Source organism: Phaeobacter sp. SYSU ZJ3003 (genome assembly GCF_041300735.1).
Lineage (GTDB): Bacteria > Pseudomonadota > Alphaproteobacteria > Rhodobacterales > Rhodobacteraceae > Phycobacter > Phycobacter gallaeciensis_A.
The window spans coordinates 96,385-123,279 of record NZ_PXNU01000032.1 but is presented as its reverse complement, the minus strand read 5'-3'; the positions used below and the strand labels follow the sequence as shown (position 1 = coordinate 123,279).

General features: G+C 62.2%; 25 protein-coding genes. 9 read left to right on the top strand and 16 right to left on the bottom strand.

The features are described from left to right. Positions 1-33: 33 nt before the first annotated feature. A complete protein-coding gene (locus C6W91_RS13245; RefSeq protein ID WP_370570917.1) occupies positions 34-528 on the bottom strand; it encodes a DUF3095 family protein in 495 nt (164 codons plus the stop codon). Between the two features lie 150 nt (positions 529-678). Between C6W91_RS13245 and C6W91_RS13240 the strand changes: the two genes are divergently transcribed. The 3 genes from C6W91_RS13240 to C6W91_RS13230 all read left to right on the top strand — a co-directional run bounded on the left by C6W91_RS13240 (position 679) and on the right by C6W91_RS13230 (position 3,475). Continuing rightward, positions 679-1,854, top strand: a complete 1,176-nt coding sequence (locus tag C6W91_RS13240; RefSeq protein ID WP_065271622.1) for an MFS transporter — start codon at positions 679-681, stop codon at positions 1,852-1,854. 95 nt (positions 1,855-1,949) lie between these two features. After that, complete coding sequence (locus tag C6W91_RS13235) at positions 1,950-2,972, top strand: aspartate-semialdehyde dehydrogenase (protein ID WP_065271621.1); 1,023 nt, start codon at positions 1,950-1,952, stop codon at positions 2,970-2,972. A gap of 143 nt (positions 2,973-3,115) precedes the next feature. Next, entirely contained in the window at positions 3,116-3,475 is a 360-nt protein-coding gene (locus C6W91_RS13230) for an aspartate-semialdehyde dehydrogenase (protein WP_065271620.1), read from the top strand. 704 nt (positions 3,476-4,179) lie between these two features. On the opposite strand, the gene C6W91_RS13225 is transcribed toward C6W91_RS13230, so the two are convergent. From C6W91_RS13225 to C6W91_RS13165, 13 genes are all read right to left on the bottom strand, one after another. Next, the gene (locus C6W91_RS13225; RefSeq protein ID WP_065271619.1) at positions 4,180-5,250 is read right to left on the bottom strand and encodes a branched-chain amino acid ABC transporter permease; all 1,071 of its coding nucleotides are present in this window, start codon (positions 5,248-5,250) and stop codon (positions 4,180-4,182) included. Continuing rightward, the gene (locus C6W91_RS13220) at positions 5,247-6,278 is read right to left on the bottom strand and encodes a branched-chain amino acid ABC transporter permease (RefSeq protein ID WP_065271618.1); all 1,032 of its coding nucleotides are present in this window, start codon (positions 6,276-6,278) and stop codon (positions 5,247-5,249) included. Before C6W91_RS13220 ends, C6W91_RS13225 begins: the two co-directional genes overlap by 4 nt. A 58-nt stretch (positions 6,279-6,336) precedes the next feature. Further along, positions 6,337-7,059, bottom strand: a complete 723-nt coding sequence (locus tag C6W91_RS13215; RefSeq protein WP_065271617.1) for an ABC transporter ATP-binding protein — start codon at positions 7,057-7,059, stop codon at positions 6,337-6,339. Further along, positions 7,052-7,831, bottom strand: a complete 780-nt coding sequence (locus C6W91_RS13210) for an ABC transporter ATP-binding protein (protein WP_065271616.1) — start codon at positions 7,829-7,831, stop codon at positions 7,052-7,054. The genes C6W91_RS13215 and C6W91_RS13210 overlap by 8 nt, the downstream gene beginning before the upstream one ends. Before the next feature lie 133 nt (positions 7,832-7,964). Beyond that, positions 7,965-9,140, bottom strand: a complete 1,176-nt coding sequence (locus tag C6W91_RS13205) for a substrate-binding domain-containing protein (protein ID WP_274833292.1) — start codon at positions 9,138-9,140, stop codon at positions 7,965-7,967. Between the two features lie 209 nt (positions 9,141-9,349). After that, positions 9,350-10,120, bottom strand: a complete 771-nt coding sequence (locus C6W91_RS13200) for an HpcH/HpaI aldolase/citrate lyase family protein (protein ID WP_065271614.1) — start codon at positions 10,118-10,120, stop codon at positions 9,350-9,352. Between the two features lie 29 nt (positions 10,121-10,149). Next, on the bottom strand, positions 10,150-10,950 hold the full coding sequence (gene hpaH / locus C6W91_RS13195) for a 2-oxo-hept-4-ene-1,7-dioate hydratase (RefSeq protein WP_065271613.1): 801 nt from the start codon (positions 10,948-10,950) through the stop codon (positions 10,150-10,152). Continuing rightward, complete coding sequence (locus C6W91_RS13190) at positions 10,947-11,804, bottom strand: fumarylacetoacetate hydrolase family protein (RefSeq protein WP_065271612.1); 858 nt, start codon at positions 11,802-11,804, stop codon at positions 10,947-10,949. Before C6W91_RS13190 ends, hpaH begins: the two co-directional genes overlap by 4 nt. Next, positions 11,804-13,228 (bottom strand): pyridoxal-dependent decarboxylase, encoded by a 1,425-nt coding sequence (locus C6W91_RS13185; RefSeq protein WP_065271611.1) that lies wholly within the window; start codon positions 13,226-13,228, stop codon positions 11,804-11,806. The genes C6W91_RS13190 and C6W91_RS13185 overlap by 1 nt, the downstream gene beginning before the upstream one ends. 104 nt (positions 13,229-13,332) lie before the next feature. Continuing rightward, positions 13,333-14,313, bottom strand: a complete 981-nt coding sequence (gene hpaD, locus C6W91_RS13180; protein WP_065271610.1) for a 3,4-dihydroxyphenylacetate 2,3-dioxygenase — start codon at positions 14,311-14,313, stop codon at positions 13,333-13,335. A 25-nt stretch (positions 14,314-14,338) separates the two neighbouring features. Next, positions 14,339-15,190: a 3,4-dihydroxyphenylacetate 2,3-dioxygenase gene (gene hpaD, locus C6W91_RS13175; protein WP_065271609.1), complete on the bottom strand. Its 852-nt coding sequence runs from the start codon at positions 15,188-15,190 to the stop codon at positions 14,339-14,341. A 42-nt stretch (positions 15,191-15,232) separates the two neighbouring features. Continuing rightward, a complete protein-coding gene (gene hpaE / locus C6W91_RS13170; RefSeq protein ID WP_065271608.1) occupies positions 15,233-16,741 on the bottom strand; it encodes a 5-carboxymethyl-2-hydroxymuconate semialdehyde dehydrogenase in 1,509 nt (502 codons plus the stop codon). Next, positions 16,741-17,133, bottom strand: a complete 393-nt coding sequence (locus tag C6W91_RS13165) for a 5-carboxymethyl-2-hydroxymuconate Delta-isomerase (RefSeq protein ID WP_065271607.1) — start codon at positions 17,131-17,133, stop codon at positions 16,741-16,743. The genes hpaE and C6W91_RS13165 overlap by 1 nt, the downstream gene beginning before the upstream one ends. Before the next feature lie 119 nt (positions 17,134-17,252). Here C6W91_RS13165 and hpaR point away from each other — a divergent pair, with 119 nt between their 5' ends. Further along, entirely contained in the window at positions 17,253-17,687 is a 435-nt protein-coding gene (gene hpaR, locus C6W91_RS13160; protein ID WP_065271606.1) for a homoprotocatechuate degradation operon regulator HpaR, read from the top strand. 27 nt (positions 17,688-17,714) lie between these two features. Here hpaR and C6W91_RS13155 read toward each other — a convergent pair whose 3' ends face one another. Both C6W91_RS13155 and C6W91_RS13150 read right to left on the bottom strand, forming a co-directional pair. After that, positions 17,715-18,971, bottom strand: coding sequence for a glycerate kinase (locus tag C6W91_RS13155; RefSeq protein WP_065273601.1), 1,257 nt, complete (start codon positions 18,969-18,971; stop codon positions 17,715-17,717). A gap of 93 nt (positions 18,972-19,064) precedes the next feature. Further along, positions 19,065-20,615 (bottom strand): sulfatase-like hydrolase/transferase, encoded by a 1,551-nt coding sequence (locus C6W91_RS13150; protein WP_065271605.1) that lies wholly within the window; start codon positions 20,613-20,615, stop codon positions 19,065-19,067. A gap of 187 nt (positions 20,616-20,802) precedes the next feature. Here C6W91_RS13150 and C6W91_RS13145 point away from each other — a divergent pair, with 187 nt between their 5' ends. From C6W91_RS13145 to C6W91_RS13125, 5 genes are all read left to right on the top strand, one after another. After that, complete coding sequence (locus tag C6W91_RS13145) at positions 20,803-21,603, top strand: DeoR/GlpR family DNA-binding transcription regulator (RefSeq protein WP_065271604.1); 801 nt, start codon at positions 20,803-20,805, stop codon at positions 21,601-21,603. A 15-nt stretch (positions 21,604-21,618) separates the two neighbouring features. Then, positions 21,619-23,295 (top strand): Na/Pi cotransporter family protein, encoded by a 1,677-nt coding sequence (locus tag C6W91_RS13140; RefSeq protein ID WP_274839992.1) that lies wholly within the window; start codon positions 21,619-21,621, stop codon positions 23,293-23,295. A gap of 58 nt (positions 23,296-23,353) precedes the next feature. Next, complete coding sequence (locus C6W91_RS13135) at positions 23,354-24,205, top strand: DMT family transporter (protein WP_274839991.1); 852 nt, start codon at positions 23,354-23,356, stop codon at positions 24,203-24,205. 290 nt (positions 24,206-24,495) lie between these two features. Continuing rightward, complete coding sequence (locus tag C6W91_RS13130; protein WP_065271601.1) at positions 24,496-25,620, top strand: extracellular solute-binding protein; 1,125 nt, start codon at positions 24,496-24,498, stop codon at positions 25,618-25,620. A gap of 151 nt (positions 25,621-25,771) precedes the next feature. Then, positions 25,772-26,884 (top strand): ABC transporter ATP-binding protein, encoded by a 1,113-nt coding sequence (locus C6W91_RS13125; protein WP_065271600.1) that lies wholly within the window; start codon positions 25,772-25,774, stop codon positions 26,882-26,884. The last annotated feature ends 11 nt before the right edge of the window (positions 26,885-26,895 follow it).

The window sequence follows — 26,895 nt, the reverse complement described above, 5'->3', positions numbered from 1 at the left end:
TGGGTGGATGTTCACCCGGAGATTACGCCGCCTTCAAATTTCCACCAACTCCGAGACACGACCCCAGGCCAGACCCCCGCCCGAGAACATCGCGTAATCTGCATCCTCGGACACTGCATAGCGGGCAACGGTCACGTTCAACCCCTCGGCGCGGATCCGTTCGATCGGCATCTGTGCCGCCCGCAGGGTGATGCCGAATTCATCTCTGACCCAATCCCGCAGCCGCGCCAGAGTTTCGCGCGCGGTGCCCGCGTGCTCAGGAGCGACCGCAAAGGATGCCCCGTCGCCACCGAAACTATAGGGAAAGGCGGTATCGCCGAGTGTGTTCATCATGGCGGCAATGACCGAGGCGCCCACCATGTTGACGGTCTTGTATTCCCCGGCGGCAATCAGGTCGGTAGAGGCTACGATGTCGGTGCAGCATACCACCCAGTGCTGCGGTAGCGGGACAAAGACCTCTGGACGGGCCAGGGCCGAGAAGGCTCCGTGTTTGGGGAGCTGTTCATAAAACCTGTCCTGCCGTGTCATCGCATCCTTGGCCGTTCCAATCGTTCCGAGGGATATCGGTCTCCAAAGGAATTGTAGTGATCTGGCAAACATGCAAGTTACACCAGCGTAATTTAATGCTCCTCTTGCGACGGGCATGAGCCGCGCAACAGAAGCATCGGGGGGATATGAATGCAGGCGGGATTGATTCTGCTGTGCCTGGCCTATGTGCTGAGCCAGTTTTTCCGAGCTTTTCTGGCGGTTCTCACAGGGGTACTGGGCACTGATCTTGGGGTGAAACCGGACGATCTCGCCTTTGCATCGGGGATGTGGTTCCTGGCCTTCGCGGCGATGCAGTTGCCCGTCGGCTGGGCGCTGGACCATATCGGCCCCAGACGTAGCGCAGCGGTTTTGCTGTTGCTGGGTGGTGGGGGCGGCGCGCTTGTGTTCGCCCTGGCAAGCGGGCCGTTTCACATTGCGGTCGCGATGTTCCTGATCGGGATCGGCTGTTCGCCAGTTCTGATGGCCTCCTATTTCATCTTTGCACAGACCTATCCGCCGGTGCGGTTTGCGACTCTGGCGGCGCTGATGCTTGGGGTTGGATCAGTTGGCAATCTGGTGGCCTCTTATCCCACGGCGCTGGCAGTAGAGCTGGTCGGCTGGCGCGCGACGCTGGTCGGGCTGGCCGCCGTTTCTGCCAGCGTGGCGGCGGGGATCTGGCTGACGGTCAAGGACCCGCCAAAGAGCCATACAGAGGTCAAAGGCTCGGTGCTCGACCTTTTGAAAATGCCGGTGCTCTGGACGATTTTTCCCATCATGCTGGTCAGTTACGCACCGGTAGCTGCGATCCGGGGATTGTGGATCGGTCCCTATTTTTCCGATGTCTACGGGATGGAGACCGGTCAGATCGGGCTGATCACCCTGATCATGGGTGTGGCGATGATCCTCGGCACCTTTGTCTACGGGCCATTGGACCGGATGCTGAGCACGCGCAAATGGGTGATCTGGGGCGGCAGCATGGCGGTGGTTCTTGGCCTTGTGGCCCTGATTGTGCTGACCGGCGCGCCGGTCTGGGTGCCAGTCGCACTGATGGCGGGGATCGGCTTCTTCGGGGCCTCCTTCCCGGTGGTGATCGCCCATGGCCGGGCCTTCGTGCCTGCGCATCTGGTGGGGCGCGGAGTCACGCTCTTGAACTTTTTCGGCATCGGTGGCGTTGGGCTGATGCAATTTGCCAGCGGCCGCATTCACGCAGAGATGGCGCAAGGGAGCGATCCTGCAGCGCCGTACATTGCCCTGTTTGGGTTTTTCGCGGCCTCCCTGCTCCTTGGCTGTGTGATCTATCTGTTCAGCCGTGATAGCCTGGATTGATGGTGATGGTGTGATGGTGGCCCTTTAAATTCTGGCGCAATCCCTATATGACACCGCAGCCGGCCACGAGGCCGGGCAAAACTGGAGAAACTAATATGGGTTATCGCGTCGTTATCGCGGGCGCCACGGGTAACGTGGGCCGCGAAATGCTGAACATTCTGGCCGAGCGCCAGTTTCCGGTGGATGAGGTTGCCGTTCTGGCAAGCCGCAAATCCCTGGGAACCGAAGTGACATTTGGCGACAAAACCCTCACTACCCAGGATCTGGACACCTTCGATTTCACCGGCTGGGACATGGCGCTGTTCGCCATCGGCTCGGACGCGACCAAGAAGTATGCGCCCAAGGCGGCGGCTGCGGGTTGCGTGGTGATCGATAACTCCTCGTTGTACCGTTACGATCCGGACATCCCGCTGATCGTGCCCGAGGTGAATCCCGAGGCGGTGCACGGCTATTCCAAGAAAAACATCATCGCCAACCCGAACTGTTCGACCGCGCAGATGGTCGTCGCGCTGAAGCCGCTGCACGACCGCGCCAAGATCAAGCGCGTGATCGTCAGCACCTATCAGTCGGTGTCCGGTTCGGGCAAGGAAGCGATTGATGAGCTGTGGGACCAGACCAAGGCCGTCTACAATCCGACTCAGGATGTGCCGCCGAAGGTTTACCCCAAGCAGATCGCCTTCAACGTCATTCCGCATATCGACGTCTTCATGGAAGACGGGTCGACCAAGGAAGAGTGGAAGATGGTCGCCGAGACCAAGAAGATCGTCGATCCCGCCATCAAGGTCACCGCGACCTGTGTGCGCGTGCCGGTCTTTGTTGGGCACTCCGAAGCGCTGAACGTCGAGTTCGAAGACCATCTGGACGAAGACGAAGCGCGCGACATCCTGCGCGAAGCGCCGGGCATCATGGTGATCGACAAGCGCGAAGACGGTGGCTACGTGACCCCGGTCGAATGTGTTGGCGACTATGCCACCTTCATCAGCCGGATCCGTCAGGACAGCACCATCGACAATGGTCTGAACCTGTGGTGCGTCAGTGACAACCTGCGCAAAGGCGCAGCGCTGAACGCGGTGCAGATTGCCGAACTCCTGGGCCGTGAGGTTCTGAAAAAGGGCTGAGTTGCAGCGCAACTTGCTCTAAAAACCAAATAAAACTGGGGCCATTTCGCAAGAAGTGGCCCCATTTGCATCCGGCAGCCGCCCCATTGTGGTCACAAACAAGACCATGCTGGTAAGGGCCAGAGAAAACGAGGAACGCTGCCATGTACTCCCATGATTTTGAACGTGAAACCGTGACGACCGGCGATGCAGCCATGGCCCAGACTGCCTGGTCCAGCGCCTGCGATCAAAGCCGCCTGGACACCGAGATGATGATCCAGCTGCGTATATCGCTGTGTCCGATTTTCGATGATGCGACCAGCTGGTCCGAGCTGCGCAGCGCCCTGCAGGCCAAGGGATTCTACATGAAGCGTGCCAAAGGCCACATGCATCTTTATGATGGTCACAGTCACGTGCAGATCTGCACCTGCAGCTTCCTCGGCTACCCTGTCGAAGAGCTGGAGCAGCGTTTCAAGAAAACCGCCCCGACCCGCGCAGTGCGCAAACTGCCGGTGCGCAACTAGCGCATTCTGAGCGGCGCCGAGAGAGAGCGGCTGTCCGGAGGGGGGCACCTCCTGTGGTGGCTGTGGTGAGAGGCGGACCGGCCCGCAACGTATCAGCCCCCAGCCCCCGGTCCACAGCGCGTTGCCGCGTACCAGCAGCAACATCTATCCTTTTGGCTAGGTTAACGCAAAAATGGCCCGGCTGTTTGCCCCTTCGGGCAGATAGGCGCAGCCTCCGAAATACGGTAAGGTTTACTTATTCCCGCGGGGTCTTGAGATCCTGCACTGTCCCTGACGTCGCTGACAACCAGTCCCGTCCGGCCCGCCATCCTGCCCCCCCTTTGGCAGAGGTCGGACATTGCATCCCTACCTTGGGATTGGTGGTTGGCGGCGTTGACGGTGCCGGGCTGATATTTGCGCAGTTTTTTGAACAGGGTGCCGCTCTCTCTTGGCGCCCTGTTTGTCTGTCTAGCCCCGAATGTCTCGATAGCGGTGCCTGAGGTCAGGCGGGCGAGCCGTGGGCTCCCGCCCACCATCGCCGGATCGAAGATCCTTCTCTGTTGGTTGGGTCTGGCGCCGCTTGCGCGGCGCAGGGATTTGCTGAGAGGCGCCTTGAGGGGCTATTCTGCCTCTCAAGACGCCAGATCGATTATTGGGTATGTATCCGCGTCAAGGGTGAACCGCACCTGTGGTGCGGCGGCTGCGCCGCCCTTGACCCGGGGACCCTATCCGCTGTTGCGCAGGCGGCCTACGATACCGGTCGGGAAGAAATAGACGCTGAGGATGAACAGGACGCCCAGCCACAACAGCCAGCGGTCCGCATTGAGCAGGTCCGGTAGCAGAGGCAGAGCGCTGGTCAGCTCGGACGCGGCGCCCATCAGGTTTTGCAGATAGTTCTGTGCCAGCACGAAGAGCGTTGCGCCAACGACTGCGCCATACATGGTTCCCATGCCGCCGATCACTACCATCAGCAGGATATCGATCATGATCTCCATCGACAGTGAGGTGTCCGGCCCCACGTAGCGCAGCCAGACGGCATAGAGCGCGCCAGCGAGGGCAGCTGCTGCTGCCGAGAGGCAGGTGGCCGCTACCCGGTAGTAAACCACCTTGTAGCCGATTGCCTCGGCCCGGAAATCGTTTTCGCGGATTGCCTGCAGGACACGGCCAAAGGGTGAGTTCACCACCCGCAACAGGCCGAGGAACAGCACCAGCGCGCCAATGAAAACGAAGTAATAGGCCAGGAGCTTGCCGTTCAGCTTTACTCCGAACAGCTGGCCGTCGAAGGCTTCCTTGCCGAATTTGAAGGCCGGACCAAGTTCGCGCGGGGTCTTGAAGGTCAGCCCGTCTTCGCCGCCGGTCAGGCCCGAGAGCTGGCTGACCAGCACCGCGACAGCCGAAGCCACCGCCAGCGTGATCATGGCAAAGAAGATCGCCCGCACCCGCAGGGAGAACAGGCCGATCACCAGCGCCAGAAGCGCTGCAACGCCTGCTCCGGCGATGGCGCCGATGGCGATGGAGTCAAAGCCGCGCCCCAGATGGGTCGAGGCCAGCGCTACCCCGTAGGCGCCGATACCAAAGAACATCGTATGGGCGAAGCTGACGATACCGCCATAGCCGAGCAGCAGGTCGTAGCTGGCGACCAACACAATGAAGATGCAGATGCGTGCTGCCGTATCCACCGTGCGCACGCCGGGAAAGAGGAAGGGCGCCAGCGCCAGGCAGACAAGGATCACACCAAGAATAAGCGCCAGCGGCACGGAGCGGGGCATATCGCCCGAAAGAAGGGTACGTATCATTTTGCTTTTACCACCGGGATCATGCCCATCGGGCGCCACATCAGGATGGTGACCATCAGGGCGATATTGGAAATCAGCGCCGCCTTGGGTTCGATGAAGGCGATGTAATTCTGCAAAAGCCCGACCAGCAGGGCGCCGATGAAACAGCCCTCGACCGAGCCAAGCCCACCGATGATCACCACGATGAAGATCAGGATCATCGCCTGATTGCCCATATGGGCGGTGACGACCTCTTGGTAGAGGCCCCACATCACGCCGCCCAGACCCGCGAGCGCGGACCCGGCGATGAAGACGCCGACAAAGACCAGCCGCAGCCGGTAGCCGAGCGCCTGTACCATCTCGCCATTCTCGACCCCGGCCCGCACGATCAGGCCGATCTTGGTCCGTCGCAGCACCCAGCGCATGGCGAGGAACACCGCAAGGCCCACACCAACGGCGACCAGACGGTATTTCTCGATCGCGGCCCCGGCAAAGGTGATCGCGCCTTTCAGCGCCTCGGGACGCAGGATGTAGATTTCCTCGGGGCCCCAGAGCACGACGATCAGCTGTTCCACAACGATCAGCCCGCCCATGGTGACAAGGATCTGTTTCAGGTGGTGGCCGTAGACCGGCTCCACGATCACCTTTTCAAAGGCCCAGCCCATGATGCCAGTGGCAATCATGGCGCCCAGCACCGCCACCAGCAGCGCCGTAAGGTTCAATAGCAGCGAGGGCGCCTCGGTCATATGCCCAAGGAGCAGCAGCACCGAAATGCCGACAAAGGCCCCGACCGAGACAAAGGCACCATGGCCGAAATTGATCACATCCATCAGGCCAAAGACCAGCGTCAGGCCCGAGGCCATGATGAAAATCATCATCCCCATGGCCAGACCCGACACCGTCAGTGTCAGCCAGCTTGAGGGGTTCTGGATGGCGAGGAACCCGGCGATGGCGATCAGCGGCACCAGCAGGACTGGCATATGCGGTGCGATACGGTCGCGCAGTGAAACGTCGGCCATCTTGGGGGCGTGTTCAGGTGCGGCGCTCATGGCTGGCCTCCCGATAGGTTTATCTGCTGTGCAGGGCGGATTGGCGTCAGGACAGTCATCAATGTGCCTCCAGACTGAGGCCCATCAGGCGTTCCTGCAGGGCCGCATCGGTTGCCAGCTCCTGCATTTCGCCGGACCAGGTCATCCGCCCGTCGTCCATCACATTGGCACTGTCTCCCAGCGCCTTGGCGACGGCAAAGTTCTGTTCCACCAACAGCACCGAGGCGCCTTGATCCTTCAGATCCTTGAGGGCGCGTGCCATGGTCGAGATGATGGCGGGCGCCAGACCCTTGGTCGGCTCGTCGATGAGGTAAAGCTTGCGTTCCTCGACCATGGCGCGGGCAATCGACAGCATCTGTTTTTGCCCGCCCGACAGGTTCCCGGCCTCGGATTTCCAGAAGGTCTTGAGCGGCGGGAAGGCGGCAAAGATCCAGTCGAGCCGGGCCGAGTTGATCGGGCCGGAGACGGCGGCCAGCACCATGTTTTCCTCGACCGTGAGATCAGCGAAGATTCCCATGTCCTCAGGCACGAAGCCCAGCCCCAAGCGGGCAATTGCCGGGGTGGGCAGTTTGGTGATGTCCTCGCCATCGAACAGGATGCGGCCCTTATGGGCGCGCCAGTGGCCGATGATGGTGCGCAGGGTGGTGGTCTTACCGACCCCGTTGCGGCCCAGAAGCATGGTCACGGCAGCGCGCGGCACCTGCAGATCCACCCCTTGCAGGATGTGATATTGCGCGATGTTGGTATAGACGCCTTCGAGTTTCAGGATAGGATCAGACATCGGCCAGTACTCCTTCGAGGCCCCGGCCCATATAGGCCTCCTGCACCACATCCGAGGCCATAACCTCGGCCGGGGGACCATCAGCGGCGAGGGCGCCGTTGTGCAAAACGATGATGCGGTCGGCGAGGGTGCGGATCACGTCCATCTTGTGTTCGACCAGCAAGATCGTGCGGTTCCGTTGGTCTTTCAGTTCCTCGATCAGGTCCAGCACCACCGGAGCCTCATCAACGCTCATGCCTGCGGTGGGTTCATCGAACATATAGACAGCGGGATCGAGCGCGATCAGCAGCGCGACTTCCAGTTTACGCTGATTGCCGTGGGACAGCTCTGAAACCACCTGTTCGCGCTGTTCCAGCAGGCGCACGCGCTGCAGGATCGCCTCGGCCTCGGCGGTTAGATCGCCGTGGCGCGAGACCATGGACCAGAGGTTGAAGCTGCGGCCCGATTTGGCCTGCACCACCAGACGCACGTTTTCCAGAACCGACAGGTTGGGAAACAGATTGGTCAGCTGAAAGGCCCGGCCGATCCCGGCGCGGGTGCGGGCAGAGACCGACTGGCCGCTGATATCGCGGTCATGCAGGAAGACGCGCCCGGCGCTGGCAGGGATCTGGCCTGAAATCAGGTTGAAATAGGTCGTCTTGCCCGCGCCGTTGGGGCCGACAATCGCAGTCAGCTGCCCGGGATGAAAATCGCAGGTCACCGCATCGACAGCCACGTGGCCGCCAAATCGGACCGTCAGATCACGGGTACTCAATATGGGAGAGGAAGTCATGTCAGTCTCTGGTCTGCCCGCGCCGGGGGGCCTGAAACAACGGGCACCGGGGCTGCGGAAATGGGCCATGGATGGCCAGGCCGGACAAAAGGCGGTCCGGGGCATGGCGCCCCGGACCGCTGGTTCTGAAGGGTTACTGGTTGCGGATTGGGATCGGCAGCTCGTCGATGCTCAGCTCGCGCACCAGTTCCGGGACCGCCCATTCAACGCCGTCTTCGACCTTGATCTTGAAGTGATACATGGGCTGCAGAGCCTGGTGATCTTCGGCGCGGAACATCATGGTGCCCTTGGGGGTTTCCCATTCCATGCCTTCCATCGCGGTGATCAACTCTTCGGTGTCGGTCGAACCGGCCTTCTTGATGGCCTCGACCGCGGCGATACCGGCGGTCATGCCACCTGCGGTGAAGAAATCCGGTGGTGCGCCAAAGCGGGCTTCGTGCTCTTTCACCAGCCAGTCGTTCACCGGGTTCTGCGGGATCTCATAGTAGTAGTAGGTCGCGCCTTCCATGCCGGGGAATTCCTTGTAGGCCTTCATCGCCGCCAGGATGTTGCCGCCCGTTGCCATTTCAATGCCGAACCGGCTGGGGTCCATGGCGTTGATCTTGCTCATCGGGTTGCCGCCACCGGCCCAGATCACGAACAGCTTTTTCTTGCCGTCCAGATCCTTCATCGCGTTGAAGATCCGCTCGGCGGCTGCAGTGAAGTCGGTGGTGTCGGTGGGCACGTATTCTTCGTGCGCAACGTCGCTTCCGACGCTTTCCAGCGCTTCCTTGAAGGCGGCGATGCCATCGCGGCCAAAGGCATAGTCCTGCGCCAGCGTGGCGATATGGGTGTCTTCACCGGCCAGTGCGATGGCGTTGGAGACCGCGTCCTGCGACGAGTTGCGCCCGGTGCGGAAGATATAGCGGTTCCAGTTGGCGCCGGTGATGCTGTCGGCCACGGCGGGTTCCACGATCAGCAGCTTTTCGTATTCCTCGGCAACCGGCAGCATGGCCAATGCCACGCCCGAGCTGACCGGACCGATGGCCAGATCGACTTCGTCATCGCCGTAGGCCTCTTCCAGGAGGGCCTTGCCGTTTTCCGGCTTCAGCTGGGTGTCCTTTTCGATCACGACGATCTTTTCGCCGTTGATCTCCATGGTGCCGCCGGTGGCGTATTCCAGCCCCAGCATCAGCCCGTCATGGGACTGTTTGGCGTAGGCCTCATAAGGGCCGGTTTTGCCGTAGATATGGGCGATCTTGATGTCTGCTGCTGCGGCCGAAGCCAAGGCAAGCGCCGACACCATACCCGCAAGAATAGCGCGTTTCATAGTTGTCCTCCCTGATGTCGCGCCGGTCTCTTTCGGGGTTTTCCCTTGGTCCTGGCGCGCTCTCGCTCCTGTGATTGCAGGCTACTGGCGGAAGGTAAAACCGGTCAATTGCAGGGAAATACGTAGCAGGCCCGCAGCGGGGAAACCACTGCGGGCCTGCGAATGAAGAACCTCTGCGCCAATGGGACTGATAGGGAGGCAATTGAGGCTTAGCGCGCCTTCCAGTCGGCGGCCAGCTTGCGGGCGTTCTGGGCCAGGATCAGCACATCCAGACCCACCGCAAGGAACTGTGCGCCCATGTCGAAATAGGCCTGTGTCGCCTCTTCGGTGACGCCAAGGATGCCGGGCGCCTTGCCTGCAGCGCGGATATGTTCCAGCGCGCCCGCGATCACCGCGCGCACTTCGGGGTGGGCGGCATTGCCCTGGTGGCCCATGTCGGTCGACAGATCTGCCGGGCCGATAAAGACACCGTCGATGCCTTCGACCTGTAGGATGTCATCCAGCGCGGCGATCCCAGCGCGGTTTTCCACCTGCACCAGCAGGCATATCTCCTGATCTGCGGTCTGGATGTATTCGCTGACCGATCCGAACCGGCTGGCCCGCGCCCCTGCAGCGCCGACACCGCGTGTGCCATGGGGCGGGTACTTGCAAGCGCGCACCAATTCCTCGGCCTGTTCGGCGCTTTCGACGATGGGCACCAGAACGGTTTGGGCGCCCGCATCCAACACCTGTTTGATGATCCAAGTTTCGCCAATCGGGACGCGCACCACCGGATGGCTGTCCGAGGCTTCAAGCGCCATCAGCTGGTCCCGGATCGAGCGGATGTCGTTGGGCGCGTGTTCGCCATCCACCACCAGCCAGTCAAAGCCGCAGGTGCCCATGATCTCGGCCACGGAGGGTTCGGCAAAGCTCATCCAGCAACCGATCTGGCGTTTGCCCTCGGCGAGGGCCTGTTTGAAGCTGTTCTTGGGTGCGGGCATGGAAAACCTCTTTGGTCAAATTGGGGCGGTCAGGCGAATGAAATGGCGACTTGGCCAAAGGGGCCAAAATCGGCGGTGATCTCGCTGCCCGGCGGGCATTCGATGGGCCGGATGAACGACCCCGAGAGGACGATATCCCCGGCTTCGATCTGTTGTCCATATTCCGCCATGCGGCGCGCCAGCCACAGGACCGAGGTGACGGGATCGTTCAGCACCCCGGCACCAAGGCCGGTTTCCTCGACCGTGCCGTTGCGGGTGGCGATGGCACCGACCCAGCGCAGATCATGCGCGTCGATGTCGTGACGCGTCTCGCCCAGAACCACGCCCGCATTGGCGGCATTGTCGCTGATGGTGTCGGTGATGATACGCGCCTGCCCGGTGGCGGGATCGGCGCGCAGGATGCGCGTGTCGAGGATCTCAAGCGAGGGCGCCACATAGTCCGTTGCGGCAATCACGTCCTCATGCGTGCAGTCAGCACCTGCAAGGGGCGCTTTCATTACAAAGGCGATCTCGGCCTCGACGCGCGGCTGGATGAACCGTCCGGCGGGCACGGTGCTGCCTGTCTCAAAGGCCATGTCATCCAGCAGTACGCCGCTGTCGGGGGTGGTGATGTTCAGCGCCTGCTGCATGGCGCGGCTGGTGAGGCCGATCTTCCAGCCGATCTTCTTGCGCCCCTGCGCCAGCTTTTGCGCTACCAGCGCCTTTTGCACGGCGTAGGCATCTTCCAGCGTCATGCCGGGATAGGCGAGGGACAGTAGCCCGCATTGCTGGCCGGTTTCTTCGGCTGTCAGCAGGCGCGCGGCGGCCTCTGCGTGCTGGTCGGGGGTCATGCTTCGTCCTCTACCGTGTTGGTGAGCGTGCCGATACCTTCGGCCTCCACTTCGATCACGTCACCGGGTTTGAGGAACCGGGGCGGATCGTACCGCGCGCCCGCGCCGGTGGGGGTGCCGGTCACGATCACATCGCCGGGCACCAGCGTGGTGAAGGTCGAGATATATTCGATCTGGCGGCGGATCGGGAACAGCATCCGGCTGGTACGGTCGTCCTGGCGCAGCTCTCCATTCACATGAGTTGTGAGACGTACATCATCCAGCTGCGCCGCGGAGGTGAACGGCACCAGCCACGGCCCCATGGCGCCGGAGTTGTCCCAGTTCTTGCCTTGGGTCACGTTGAATTTTGCATGGCGCACCCAGTCGCGCAGGGTGCCCTCGTTGCAAAGGGTCACGGCGGCGATATGGTCATAGGCGTTCTCGGCCTTGATGCGGCGCCCACCCTTGCCGATGACAATCGCGATCTCGCCTTCATAGTCCAGCTGCGGTGTTTCCGGCGGACGGATCAGCGGCTGGCCTTGCCCGCTGAAAGAGCGCGGGAAGCGGATGAACAGGGACATGTTCGGCGGCGCTTCCTGGCCGTCCTTGTATTCGGCATTGCGGTCAGGGAAGTTCACCCCGACGCAGATGATTTTCTCCGGGTTGGGCACGGGGATCTGGTAGGTGAATGTGCCATTCGGGTGGGTCACCGGGTGACCTTTGGCAGCCACTGCCAGATCATGCAGCCCATCGGCGGCGATCACATCGCGCAGGGTCGGCCAATGTGGGAACCCGGGCGACAGGGCAGCCATGCCCTCGTCCGTGACAGCGCCGTAATAAGTCTCGCCATTGGCGCTATAGGTGGCAAATCGCATCAATCGGCTCCTCTCATCAGGCTGGCGGCGATTTCGGTGATGACATCATGGGCCATCATCACGTCGCTTTCCGTGGTTTCGAACTGACCCGCCTGGAAGCGGATCACCAGATCGCCATCGACGCGGGTCTGCGTCAGGTAGATCCGCCCGTCGTCATTGATGGCATTGACCAGCGAAAGGTTCAGCGCATCAAGATCCTTGGCTCCCTTGGGTGCATAGCGGAAGGTCCAGAGCGACCACATGGGCGGGGTCACGATCTCGAAATCCGGCGTCGCGGCGAGCTTGTCATGCAGTTGCACCGACCAGTTCACATGGTTGCGAAGTCTCTCCCGAAGCCCCTCAAGGCCATAGGTGCGGATCAGGAACCAGATCTTCAGCGCCCGGAAGCGGCGGCCCAGTGGTACCGACCATTCGGAATAGTTGATGATGCCGTCCTTGCCGTGGGTCTTCAGATACTCGGGGCTGATCGCCAGCGTCTGCACCAGATCGTCGGGGTTCTTCAGGAAATGGGCCGAGCAATCGAACTGCGCCCCGAGCCATTTGTGCGGGTTGAAGACGATGCTGTCGGCGCGATCAATGCCGGGCCAGTAGTGGCGATATTCGGGGCAGATCATCGCTGATCCCGCCCAGGCCGCATCCACATGGGTATATAGGCCGTATTTCTCGGCCACATCCATTACCTTGTCGACGGGATCGGTGGCGCCGGTGCCGGTGCCGCCGACGCAGAGGATCACCCCTGTCGGCTGCAATCCTGCGGCGATGTCGGCCTTGATCGCCGCCTCCAGCGCTGCGGGATCCATACCGCGCCAATCACCCTTGATCGGCACCCGCACTAGGTTCTGCTGGCCGATGCCCGCGACCCAAATCGCGCGGTCGATCGAGGTATGCACTTCGGAGGAGCAATAGACGCGCAGAGGCTTCTGGCTGAACAGGCCTTCTTCGTTGCCTTTCCAATTCAGCGCCTTTTCCCGCATGGTTAGCACCGCCGCCAGGGTGGCCGAAGAGGCGCTGTCCTGAATGACGCCTTGATACGGCTCGGGCAGGTCCAGCGCCTGACGCAGCCAATCCATCATCCGGGTTTCCATCTCGGTCGCCGCCGGAGAGGTCTGCCACAGCATGCATTGCGGTGCGATGGCCGAGACCAGGAATTCCGCCAGCACCGAGGGCGCCGCGGCATTCGAGGTGAAATAGGCAAAGAAGCGCGGGTGCTGCCAATGGGTGATGCCGGGCATCACGATCTCTTCGAAATCGGCAAATATCTCTTCCATACCTTCGCCGCTTTCGGGCGGGCGGCTTGGCAGGGCGTTCAGAACGTCGCCCGGCTCGGTGCGGGCGCGCACGGGTTTTTCGCCCACGGTCAGGTGATAGTCCTGTGCCCAGTCGGCGACCTTGCGGCCCCAGTCTGAGAATTCATCCCATTTCATAAGTTAAGCTCCAATGTACGGGCCTTGGCCCGGACCGCGCCTGACCTTCCCCCTGGGAAGGCGCTTCTCGCCTCCCCAAGGTCAGTCGCTGTCCTGATGTTGTTCTACGGTGCAATGATCGGCTGCGCGGTCAGGGCGCTGGGCTGTGGCTCTACCCCTTCAAAACTTGACCCTTCCTCGAACCAGCTGCGCGGCGCTGGCGCCCCCCAAAGGGTCTGGCGCTGCGGATCCGTGAGCAACCATTTGATCGGCTCAAGGTCGGGATCGCAAGTCTGGTAATCCGAGCAGTAAATCTCGATCCGGTGCCCGTCCGGGTCGCGCACATACAGGAAAAACGCGTTGGAGATCCCGTGCCGTCCGGGGCCGCGCTCGATATTGTCCACGTAACCGGTGGTCGCCATCAGATCCAACAGATCGATGATGGCCAGCGGGTTCGGCACCCAAAAGGCCGTGTGGTGCAGGCGCGGTCCCAGTCCGTTGGTAAAGGCCACGTCATGCACGCCGCCCTTGCGGTGCATCCAGGCGGCCCAGACCTTCCCGCTGTCGTCATCCTCGGTGTATTCGGTGACGCGGAAACCGATCTCGTTGTAGAAGGCAACGCTGGTGTCCACGTCGGCCGAGAACATGTTGAAATGGTCGATGCGGAGCGGTTTTACCCCGTTATAGAGCCTGTATTTCTGGTGGATCGGCTCCAGCCGGTCCATCTTGACGTAGAACTCCAGCGGGATGCCCCAGGGATCGCGGGTGCGCAATGTGCGGCCCATATGCGGGCGCTCCACCCATTCGACTGGCAGCCCCTTGGCGGCAAAGAAATCCGCAGCCTTGTCCAGATCCGGCTCGTCAAACAGCTTGAACCCCAGAACCGCCACTGATGCGCTGTCTGCCTGCACCAGAACGATGCAGTGGTGGCCGCGTTCCTCCATCGCGCGCAGATAGATACGGGTGTCGTCCTCATGCGTCACCTGAAGGCCCAGCGTGTCCACGTAAAAGGCGCGGCTGGCGGCAAGGTCCGTCACCGCATATTCCACATGGCTGAGGCGGACGATGTTGAAGGGCGGGTATAGAACGGGGGCGGGAACGGGCATCTGTGCCTCCTTGTTGATCCGGCGTTCAAACCGGGAAAATCACGTTTGTCTGGCCAGTGCCGGAGCTGGGGAAATAGGGCGTCACCACCTCGCATTTGCCATCATAGGCATCCCATCCCAGCGCGCCATAGAGCATCGCCGTGTCATGCATCGAGCCTTCGCCGCAGCAGAATTGCGCATATTCGCTGAGCATTTTCAGGAAGGTCGCGTGATCGCCATTCTTCCACATCTCCAGCACATGCAGGTCCATCTGTCGGTTGAACTCCGAACTGATGGTGAAGGTGCCATTGTTGGCGGCGTAATCCTTGTTGGCCCAGATCTTGTGGGACAAGGACCCGGAGGCGACCAGCAGCACCTTGCTGTCCGAGGCCTCGACCGCGGCGCGGATCGCCTCACCTACAATACGGCTTTCGTCATGGCCATGTACCGTGGCCCAGGCCGCGACCGAGACGACTTTCATGTCGTGCTCGCGGCTCATGAACCGCATCGGGACAAGGGTTCCGTATTCCAGCTCCAGACTGTCCAGATGATGCGCCAGCGTATAGGCGCCCCGGTCCGAGGCTTCTTTCGCGATGGCATCACCCAGCTCGGGGTTGCCGTCATAGCCGTAAGGCAGATCCTGGATGAACTGCGGGAACTCGTTCGAGGTAAAAAGCCCCTCAAACCGTGTGTTGGCATTGATGTGAAAGCCCGCGTTGATCACCCAATGGGTGTCGCAGATCACCACCGTATCAGCGCCAAGCGCCTTGGCCCGGCGGGCGATCTCACGGTGCCCGTCGATGGCGGGCTGGCGGGTGCCTTTGATGGGGCCCTCCTGCTCGGACATGAGCATGGTGGGCACGTGGGTCATCTTGGCGGCAAGAACGATCTCTCCCATGGGTCTCCTCCCGAAAGGTTGCGCGCGTTTCCGAAGGGGCGATCAGGCGCCGAGGCGCGCGATCTTGTGCTGGCCAGTGGCGAAGCCGATGTGTTTCTGCTCCATGTAGAACTCGAAACTCCAGTCGCCGCCATCGCGCCCGATGCCGGATGCCTTGACCCCGCCAAAGGGCGTCGGCAGGTGGCGCACGTTTTCGCTGTTCACCCAGATCATCCCAGCTTCGAGCCGGTCGGTAAAGCGCAGCGCGCGCGTCAGGTCATTGGTCCAGACATAGCCGGTCAGCCCGTAGGGCGTGTCATTGGCGATCTCCAGCGCCTCTTCCTCAGTGCTGAACGGGATCGAGGTCAGCACCGGGCCAAAGATCTCCTCGCGCGCGATGCGCATCTGGTTGTCGGCGCCGGTGAACAGGGTGGGGCGCACGAAATAACCCTCATCCCCCACCGTCTCACCCCCCGCAGCGACGGTTGCGCCATCTGCGCGAGCGATGTCAAAATAAGAGGTCACCTTGTCGAAATGCTCCTTGCTGATCAGCGGACCGATTTCGGTGGTGGGGTCGAGCGGATGGCCCACCTTGATGCGATTGACGCGCTCCACCAGCTTGGCCTCGAATTCGTCGCGGATGCTGTCCTGCACCAACAGACGCGAGGAAGAGGTGCAGCGTTCGCCGTTGATCGAATAGATCATGAAGATCACCGCATCCAGCGCGCGGTCCAGATCGGCGTCGTCAAAGACGATGACCGGGTTCTTGCCGCCCAGCTCCAGATGCACCCGCTTCAGCGTGTCGGCACCCTGTTTGGTGATGAGGCTCCCGGTGCGGCTTTCGCCAACAAAGGCGATGGCCTTAATATCGGGATGTTCGGTCAGGCGCTTGCCCGCGTCCTCGCCATAGCCGTTGACGGTGTTAAGGACACCCGGCGGCAGGCCTGCCTCCTCGGCGATCTCGACCAGAAGGCGCGCGGTCAGCGGCGAATCCTCGGCCGGTTTGTGGACCACGGTGCAGCCCGCCGCCAAGGCCGGCGCGATCTTCCATGTGGACAGCATGAAGGGCGTGTTCCAAGGCGTGATCACCCCCACCGGGCCAATCGGCACGCGGGTGGTGATATTCATCAGGGTCGGTGATTTCAGGTGCTGGCCATCGCGGGCCTGCACCACCTGATCGGCGAAATAGCGAAAGTTCTCAGCCCCGCGCAGGGCGGCCTTGGACATGAACCGCAGGGCCTGGCCGGTGTCCCAGCATTCGCAGAGCGCGATTTCCTCGGCGCGGGCCTCGATTGCATCGGCAATGCGCAGGAGGATATTGCGCCGCTCGGTGGCGGGCGTGTCGCGCCAGATGGGGAAAGCCGCCTTGGCAGCGGCAGCGGCTTGGTCAACGTCGGCCTCAGAGCCGCGCGCCACATCGCAGATCACGCTCTTGTCCACCGGGGAGGTCGACTGGAACACACCGCCGGATCCGGTCACGTCCTGCCCGTCGATGCGGTTCTGGATACCGGTGTCCTTGAAACGCGCCAGATAGCCACTGAGTTTCTCGATATTGCTGGCCAGATCGCTCATCACTGCTCTGCCTTCTTCATATGGTCGCGGATGGTGCCGCATTTGGGGGAAAGATCGGGGTCGATGTCGCGCATCTCAAACGACAGCGCGAGGGAGTGGGCCTGCATGGCGGGTTCCAGATAACGCCGCGCGGCCTCAAAAATCTCCGTCGTGGCGCGTTTGCGGGTGTCCAGATCGCGGCCGCCGCGCAGGCGGACTGCAATGTCCACATACCCGTGCTGCGGATCGCCATCGGCAATCGAGAAATGGGTCGCGGCAAAGGCGCGCACCCGGATCCCGGCCAGGGGCAGCACGCCGGTGTCCGCCGCCGCAAGGCGCAGCCGGTTGCACAGACCGGCAATATCCGCATAGCCTGCGACATTCGGGGAATAGTCCACCGTGATATGAGGCATTGATCCGTGCTCCTCCCTAGATCATTAACATGTGTAACAAAATCCGCGCCGGTGGTCAACTGTGTGGGATATCGTCCATTCCAATTGCGTTTTGCCTGATTTTGAGGTGATAAACGCACATGACAAAAGCACTGCCATCCACCGACCGTTCGCTGCCGATTGCCTTGTTGCGGGCGCGTGAGCGGGTCATGGGCCCGATTCGAGCGCTCCTGAGCGACGTGAACCTCACTGAACAGCAGTGGCGGGTGCTGCGCGTGGTGCAGGAAAGCGGGCCTACAGACCCGACCCAGATTTCGGAAGAGGCCTGCCTGCTGCTGCCTAGCCTGACCCGCATTCTGCAAAAGCTTGAGGAAAAACAGCTGATCAGCCGCAGCCGCGACGAGAGCGACCGGCGCCGTCAGGTGATCACGATCACCGCAGCAGGAGAGCAGATCATCGATGACAATATCGGTGCCAGCATGGAACTGGCCGCCCGGACCCGGAACAAGATGGGTGAGGAGCGTTATGAGGCACTGCTCGACTTGCTGAACGATCTGGACAAGATCGACCTCTAGGGCGTCGTTAGGCCTTTGGGCCGAGGCTTAATCGGGCAGGCGCAGGAAGACCTGGACATCGGCGACATTGGTGCCGGTGCCGCCGGTCATCAGCAATGCATCTGCGGACTTGAGCGCGGCGTAGCTGTCGTTATTGGCCAGAAGCGCCTCGGGGTCCTGCCCGGCGTCCCGGATGGCCTGCCAGGTGCCGGGGCCGACAAGGCCGCCTGCTGCATCGGTCGGTCCATCGCGCCCATCGGTGCCGCCCGAGAGGAACAGCCAGTTGCCAGTGAGCTGCGCGGCGCCCAACTGCGCCACCCGCAGCGCGAGTTCTTGGTTGCGCCCGCCCAAGCCGTCACCGGCCAGCCGCACTGTGGTTTCCCCGCCAAGGATCAGCGCGACGGGCAGGTCAGTTGCGGCGTTGCGCGCGACCGCGATCACGGTTTCGGCGGCTTCCGCCACATCTCCGGTCAGATGATCGCTGACGATCTCTGCCTGCCACCCCTCTGCCGCCTGTTTCATGGCAGCTAGGCTATGCCGGTTCGATCCGATCAGGATATTCTCAGCCTCTGGCAGATTGGCAGGCGTTTCGGGGGCTGACAGATGCGCCTGTACCGCTGCAGGGCAATCCTCCCAGATGCCCGCCCGCTCCAGCACCGCGCGAGCGTCACTCCGGGTGCCGATGGGGGACACCGTCGGCCCCGAGGCGATGGCGCGCAGGTCGTCGCCGATGACATCCGACAGAAGATAGGCCGTCACCGGGGCGGGTGCCGCATGGCGCAATAGCCCGCCGCCCTTCAGGTCTGACAGCTGCTGGCGGACCAGGTTCATCTCGTTGATCTCAAGCCCCGAGGCGAGCAGCAGACGCCCGACCTCTGCCTTGTCCGCGAGGGTCAGACCCGGTGCAGGCGCCACCATCAGGGCAGATCCTCCGCCCGACATGAGGGCAATCACCCGATCCTGCGGGCTGGTGTCCGCAAGAAAGTCGATCACCGCGGCGCCCGCTGCGGCGCTGGCCTCATCCGGGACGGGATGGCTGCCCGCCAGCACGCGCGCCCCGGGCAGATCGCAGATGTTTTCCGGGTTGGTCACCACAAGGGCCGCCCGGGGCTGCGGAATATGCTCCAGCGCCTCGCGCATCATCGGGATAGCGGCCTTGCCCACGGCGAGGATCAGGGTGCGCCCGCCCTCGGGGCAGGGCGGCAGCGGATGCGCGGTGATCTGGCGACGCAGGGCGAGCGCTGGATCGGCGCGTTCCACGGCGGCAGAGAACAGTTTCAGGGCGGTGTCACGGAGGTCGGTCATGGGCATCATCCCTGTCAGATCGCGGCATCCGGGCGGCGCCGGGATGTTATCGCTAAATTCGCAAAATCTTCTGCCCGATAGAGGCGTGCAGCGTCAACCGCCGGGGCGCTGGCGCCGGTGCGCGCGCGGCCCGTCGGTGGTGATCTCGTGCAGCGATAGCGTGTGGTCGGCGTTCTTCATCCGGTGGCGCAGCATGGTGCGGGTCAGCCGCGCCAGATCCGCCTGCAGGGCGGGATCCCTGGCCACATTCGCCATTTCCCCCGCGCCCTGGTGATCAAACAGGATGGGCGGCAGGTCGGCCGCAAACTCGACCAGGGTGAACCGCTCATCGCGCAGGATCGCGAGAGAGGCCTCCGATGGCCGGATGCCAAAGGCGCCTGCGCCGGTGGTGGCGGGGTCTGCGAAGTCCAGTTCGGAATAGGAGTAACGGCGCCAGTCCGCAGGTGCCTCACCCCGCAGCAGCGGCAACAGGGAGGTGCCGTCCATCGCATTTGGGATCTCCTGTCCGACCCAGTCCAGAATGGTGGGCGTCAGGTCGATCGACTCGGTGATCTCCTGCACCCCGCTCCCAGCGCGCGCGCCATTGCCCGGCAGGCGCACGATCAGGGGCGTCTGATAGGCTGCGTCATAGACCGAGAACTTGCCCCAACTGTGCCGGTCTCCCAGCATCTCGCCATGGTCGGCGCTTATGATGACAAGGGTGTTGTCCTCCTGGCCGCTGTCCTTCAGGAACTGCAGGACCCGTCCGATATGGGCGTCCACCTCGCTTGCCAGCCCCAGGTAGATCGCGCGCAGTGTCTGTACCACGTCGTCATCGGCGCCCAGATCGGGAAAGCCCAGCACGGTGGAGGCGGGCGTCACCGCATCGATGGCCGGGCCGAAAAACGGATGCAAGGCGCGCTCGGCCTCTGCATCGGCCAGCCGGCTGGGCAGGGGCAGCGCAGCGGGATCGTACATATCGTTATAGGGCGCAGGCGCCACCAGCGGCGGGTGCGGACGGATATAGGTCAGATGCGCGAACCAGCTTTGATCGCCATAGGCGGGCATGGTGGCCAGAAACCGGTCGGTCAGAAAGGCAGTGTCGCTGTCTTCGGCCCGGTAGGGGGCCGGATCGTTGAGGCGGGGCGCACCACCAGTGGGCGAGACGGGTTTGTAGAGATCCCAGTAGTCGTCAAAGGTGTAGCCCTTGTTCATCAGGTGGGAGCGCCACGGGTAGGACATTTCGAGCCGCATCTCCAACATCTCGTGGAAATCGGCCATGTGGTATTCATAGGTCTGCACCGCCGGGTCGTTCGGGTGATGCACACGCGGATCGCGGGAGGTGTCGGTATAGCCGAACAGCATCGGCAGATAGCCTGCCTTGCGCATTTCTCCGGCCAGCGTCGGCGCATCGTGGCGCAGCGGCGTGCCATTGCGGACCGAGCGGTGGTTCATCGCGTATTGCCCGGTCAGGATCGAGGCGCGCGAAGGGCCGCAGGGGTTCACCACCGTGTAATTGCGCTCGAAGGTGACGGCGGTTTCCATGAAGGCGCGCAGATTCGGCAGTTCCACATGCTCGGCCAGGGCGCCGGTCAGGCAATCGGCCCGCAGCTGGTCGATGAGGATGAACAGAACATTCTTCCGGGGTTGATCCGGTTGGGCCATGGCGCGTCTCTTTTCAGGCTGTCTTTTGCCAGATAATCCCGCCCTTCGGGGTTTGGAAAGCCTTTTCTGCACCACACAATTATGTGATTATTGACCGATATTTGTGGATTTTTGTGGATTTAACTTGTGGTTTTGGCCATTTTAAGGTCTAAAACGCGCTCCATCTTGGGTATTGAGGCCGACCAGCATGCCGACTGCTCCGACTTTATCACGCCGCGAAGCCGAACTGATGGACGCCCTGCGCCATCTGGGCGGATCGGGGCGTAACGCTGAACTGGCGCGGGTGCTGGATGTGTCGGAAGAAACCGTGCGTCGCACGATTAAGGCGCTGGCCAAGGCGGGGTTGATCGGACGGGTGCATGGCGGGGCGCATCTGACAGGCGCGCAGGCAGGCGCCAGTTTTTTTCGCCGCATCGGTGAAAACCCGGAAGAAAAGCTCCGCATCGCCGAGGCCGCGGCTGCGGAGATCGGTGATGGCATGACGGTGTTTCTGGATGTCGGATCCACCACTGCCTTTGTGGCGGAGGCGTTGCGGCAGAAGGTGGGGCTGACGGTGGTGACCAATTCCATCGGCGTGGCGCAGGTCCTGTCGAACCACAATGGCAACCGGGTGCATGTTCTGGGCGGCGAAATGCAGGGCGATGAACGGGGCACCTTCGGACCGGTGACAGAGCAGCAGGCCGGTCGGTTTGCGTTCGATGTGGCGGTTCTGTCGGCGGATGCGCTGTCGGCCAAACACGGAGTTTTGTACCAGAACGCCCCCGAGGCACGGCTGGTTCAGGTGGCCGCAGAGGGTGCTGAACGGGTGATCGTGGTGCTGGCGCATCCCAAATTCGGCAAGACGGCCCCCCATCGCGGCCCGGCGCCGGAGGAACTGGACCTTCTCGTGACCGACCTGCCGCCTGGGAAGAAATTGACAAAGGCGCTGGCGGATTGGGGGATCAGCGCCGTCATCGCTGAGCAGGCAGATAATGAAAAAGAAGACTGAGGTACGAAGACAGACATGGCGATACTGACCTTTCTGATCAGCCTGGCCGGGGCGACGATGCTGCTGTTGTTTGCCGTGCGCATGGTGCGCACCGGCATCGAGCGCAGCTATGGCGCTTCTTTTCAACGGCTGCTGACCGGCGCCGACAGTCAGGTGCAGGCCGGGCTGTCCGGGATCGGTTTGGCGCTGGTGCTGCAAAGCTCGGCTGCGGTGGCGCTATTGGTGACGGGATTTGCCGCCAGTGGTTATCTCGCCTTTCCGGCAGGTCTGGCCATCGTGCTGGGCGGCGATCTCGGTTCGGCGCTGATCATTCAGATCCTGTCGTTCCGGCTGGATTGGCTGGTGCCGGTTTTGCTGGCCATCGGTGGCTATCTGTTCGTGAAGACCGAAGCCAAGAAACCCCGCCAGTTGGGGCGGATCTTGCTGGGCGTTGCCTTTATCTTGATCTCTCTGCGGTTCCTGCGCGAGGCGATGGACCCGATCCGCGACAGCGCCTTTCTGCCCGCCATCGCGGGCTATCTGGCGCGCGACTACATCACTGCCTTCCTTGTGGGTGGGGCGCTGGCATTTGTGATGCATTCTTCGGTCGCGGCCATCCTGATGTGCGTCACGCTGGTACAGATCGGAGCGCTGCCCTTTGCCGCCGGTCTGTCGCTGGTGCTGGGGGCGAACTTCGGCTCGGCCTTCATTCCGATCTGGCTGAGCCGGGGCATGGCGATCAAGGCCCGGCGGATCCCCTTTGCCAATCTCGGGCTGCGCGGCAGCTGGGCGGTGATCTGCCTTGTGGCCGCCAACGAAGCCCTGCGCGAGGGGATGTTGGGCGATCTGCAGGGCGGGCAGACGCTGGTATATGCGCATCTCGCCTTCAACGCATCACTCCTCTGCGTGGCCTTGCCGCTGTGCCGTCCCATGCAGGGGCTGATGATCCGGCTGCTACCTGAACCAGCCGCCCCCGAGGATGTGGTGCCGGGCCGTCCGGTCAGCGCGCTGGTGCCGGGCGATTATGCCTCCCCGGCGCAGGCGGTGGCCGACCTCAAGCGTGAGCTGCTGCGCATGTCCGGCCTGATCGAAGCGATGTTCCGCCCGCTGCCCGACCTGTATCGCAGTGGTGACGCCGCGCAGATCAAGGCAGTTCAGGCGCTCGATCATGAGGTCAACGCCTGCCTGTCCGGGATCCGTTCCTATGTGGCGGGCATCCCCGAGGACAGCTTTGACCGGGCCGAGCTGAAAACTGCACGGGAGATGGTCGAATACGCGATCCGTTTGGAAACAGCCGGCGATGTTGCTGCCGCGCGGCTGGCGGCGCTGGCCGGGGATCTGAACCGTAAGGGCCTACGGTTCTCCAGCGACGGTTGGAGCGAAATCACCCGCATGCATGAAGCCATCATGGCCAATCTGCGGCTGGCCTCGAACGTGCTGATCTCGGACGATCTGGAAAGTGCGCGACTGCTCAACCTGGAAAAGACCGAGGTCAAGCGGATGGAACGCGACAGCCGCAAACGGCACCTGAAGCGCCTGCAACGCGGAGTGGCGGACAGTTTTGAATCCTCGGACATCCATCTGGAGACGCTGCGGGCGCTGCGGGAGTTCAACAGTCATATCGCGGCGGTGTCCTATCCGGTGCTTTATCGCAACGGGCAGCTGCTGGAGACGCGTCTGATCGAGGACATGACACCGGAACCGGCGGGCTGACCGTGATCGCCGCCGGAAATGCCCTGAATTCCCCTGTCATGAAAGGTGCCCTGCGGCCGTGACCCTATTCGTCGTATCTATCATCCTGTCTGCCGCCATGCTGCACGCGGTCTGGAACGCAATTGTAAAAACCGCCGCCGACCGTACCACAATGCTCGGGCTTGTGGCGTTGGGTCATGTGATCCCCGGCGCGGCGATGGTGGTGCTTCTGCCCTTGCCCGCGCCGGAAAGCATGCCCTACGTGCTGGCCTCCACGCTGATACATTTTGGCTATTTCTACATGCTTGGGCGGGCCTATGCCCATGGCGATCTGAGCGTCGTCTATCCCATCGCCCGGGGCATTGTTCCGGCGCTGGTGGCGCTTTGGGCGATGATTTTTGCTGGGGAGGTGCTGCCGCTGCAGGCCTGGGCCGGTATTGCGCTGATCGCCCTGGGCATCCAGCTCAGCAGCTGGCAGGCGCTGCGCTCGGGTGTCGAAAACGGTGTGGGGAGGGCGGCGCTTGGCTATGCCGTTGGTACCGGGTTTTGTATTTCGGCCTATTCGCTGACCGATGGTCTGGGGGTGCGCCTGTCTGGCAATACGCTCAGCTACTGGGCCTGGGGCGCCTTTCTGCATCTCTTCGTTGCCGGTTTCATCGGGCTGCGCAAGCGGAACACTCTGGCAGCCCTGCGCCCGCGCACCTGGATCATCGGGATCGGCGGCGGTCTGGTGTCGATGACAGCCTATGGTCTGGTTCTTTATGCCAAGAATTTTGCCCCCCTCGGGGCGGTCTCGGCGCTGCGTGAAACCTCGGTCATCTTTGCCGCGCTGATCGGATTCGTTTTCCTGAAAGAGGGCAACTGGATCCGCCGTCTGGGAGCGGCTGTTCTGATGGCGGGGGGCGTTGCACTGATCGGAACGTCTTTGTGATGGGCATCAAGCCGCGCCGACTGCTCAATCTTCGGGCATGGGCGTTGACGCAACGCCGGGCGGCGCGCAAAGTGTTAGCGGCCACATTTCCAATGCGGCGCATTAAGATCAAGATAAACAGGGGCTTTTGGGCGAATCTGGACCCATTTGGGCGTCGCGCTGCGACATTCTGGCCTTATCAATTTTTGAAACTGTCACTGTCGACTGAGACAGGCCAACCGCAAGCTTTTGTTACTTGAGACAACGAAAATAAAAACACGACCAATAATCCAATAGGGAGTATCCAAACAATGACTGCAAAACACACCGTCACCCGGCGTTCCGTGCTGAAGACAGCAGGCGCAGCCGCGCTGGCCGCACCGCTTTATTCCAAGAGCGCGCTGGCCTCTTCGGGTGAAGTCAACATTCTGATGTGGTCGGATTATCTGCCGCCTTCCTTCCTCGAAGCCTTTGAGGCGGAAACCGGTATCAAGGTGAATTACACCGGTATCGGCTCGAACGAGGAAATCATCAACAAGATGAAGGCGACCAAGGGGCAGGGGTTCGATATCGTCTCTCCCACCAACAACCGCTCGCTGCAGTGGGGCCCGCTGGAGCTGCTGCAACCTTTTGACATGAGCAAGGTGAACATCGACGCGGTGAACCCGGCGATGGCCAAGATCGGTACCGACGCCTGGAACTTTGGCGGCAAGGGCTCGCACTGGCTGCCGCATATCTGGGGCACCGAAGGTATCGCTTACCGTACCGACAAATGGCTGCCTGCGGGCGATGCGCCCTCCTATGGCGATGTCTGGAGCGAAGAGAACGCCGGCAAGACCATGGGCCGTGCACACTCGATGATGCTGGGCGCCGGTCTGTACATGGAAGCTTCGGGTGAGATGGAGCCGGGTTCTGTCTGGGCCGCCTACGAAGACGAAGAGACCATGCGCAAGGTCTGGGGCCAGATCACCGACTGGTGTGTGGCGCGCAAGGACCGGATCAAGCTGATCTGGAACGATGCCGATACCCAGAAGAACGGTCTGCTGAACGAAGGCGTCGTGGTTGGTCAGACCTGGGATGGCCCGCCGCTGGCGCTGAAATCCGCGGGCGAACCGGTGCATTACCAGGCGCCGGTCGAAGGTGCGATGGCATGGGTCGATGGCATGTCGATGCCGGTTGGCGCGCAGAACATCGAACAGATCTATGCCTTCATCGAGTTCGCCTACCGCAAGGAGCCCGCGGGCGTGGCCATCGACAGCCATGGCTACAACTCGCCGGTTCTGGGCGCAGATGCCTACTCGGGCGACACCTACAAGAAGAACTTCGCCGAAGCCTATCCCGGCGACAGCCTGGCCAATCTGAATCCCTGGCCGGCCGAGGCGCCCTGGTACGCCGACGTGCGCACCGAGTTCGTCAACAAGTTCAAGAGCGCCTGATCCGCGCCTGATAAAACTGGCCTTCCGGTGCATCCGGAGGGCCAGCCGCGCGCCAGATGGCGCAAGACGCAATGACAATTGAACGGGTGCATCCTGCGCCGACCGGTGGTCTGCCACCGGACCGGAGGGGTGCAATCTGAGGAGAGGCCATATGAGTGCTGGGGTCGGTGTAGATCTTGAGAACCTCTGGATCCGATTTGGGGATTTCGTCGCGGTCCGCGACGCGAATGTGAACATCAACGGGGGCGATTTCTTCTCCTTCCTCGGACCGTCGGGATGCGGTAAGACCACCATTCTGCGGGCGGTCTCGGGCTTCTTGGAGCCCAGCGATGGCCGGGTGCTGATCGGTGGCAAGGACATGAAGGGGATCGGCCCGAACAAACGCCCCACCGCGCTGATCTTTCAGAACCTGGCGCTGTTTCCGCTGATGAAGGTCTGGGAAAACATCACCTTCTCCATGGAGATCAAGGGCGCCTCCGCCCGCGAGCGTCGCAAGCGCGCCGATGAGCTATTGGACATGATCGCGCTGCCGGGGCAGGGGGATAAGCTGCCCTCGGAACTGTCCGGCGGCCAGCGCCAGCGGGTTGCCATTGCCCGCGCCCTGTGCGCCGAGCCGGACGTGCTGCTGCTCGATGAACCGCTGTCGGCTCTGGACCTGAAACTGCGCCAGCACATGCGCACCGAGCTGCGCGAGATCCAGAAGCGGGTCGGCATCACCTTCATCTACATCACCCACGATCAGGGCGAGGCCCTGACCATGTCCGACAATATCGCGGTGATGCGCGCTGGCGTTATCGACCAGATCGGCGATGGGAAATCGGTTTACAACGACCCCGCCACTGCCTTTGCCGCCTCCTTTGTCGGGGAAAACAATGTCTTTCGCGGCAAGGTGAAACAGGTCTCGGGCGAGACGGCCCTGATCAGCACCAACCGCTCCGGTGATCTGCTGGCCCGCATCTCCACCGCCAATCACGGCAAGATGCAGCCGGGTGACGATGCCATGCTGTTCATCCGCCCCGAAGCCTTTGCCCTCGCGCCTGCGGGCGCCTCTGGTGATCACTTTGTCACCGCCACTGTCACCAACGAGGAATTCGAAGGCAACGTCTTCAACATCTTCATGGAAGGCGACGGCGGCAAGGAGTTGAAGGTCTCCCTGCCCAACCTTGGCCAGTCCTTTGACAGCCACAAGGGCGAGGCAATGACCCTGCAATATGATGTCCAGAACGCCGTGGCTTTGCCTGCTGGCGAACTGGCCACGGAATAGGAGGCGATCGT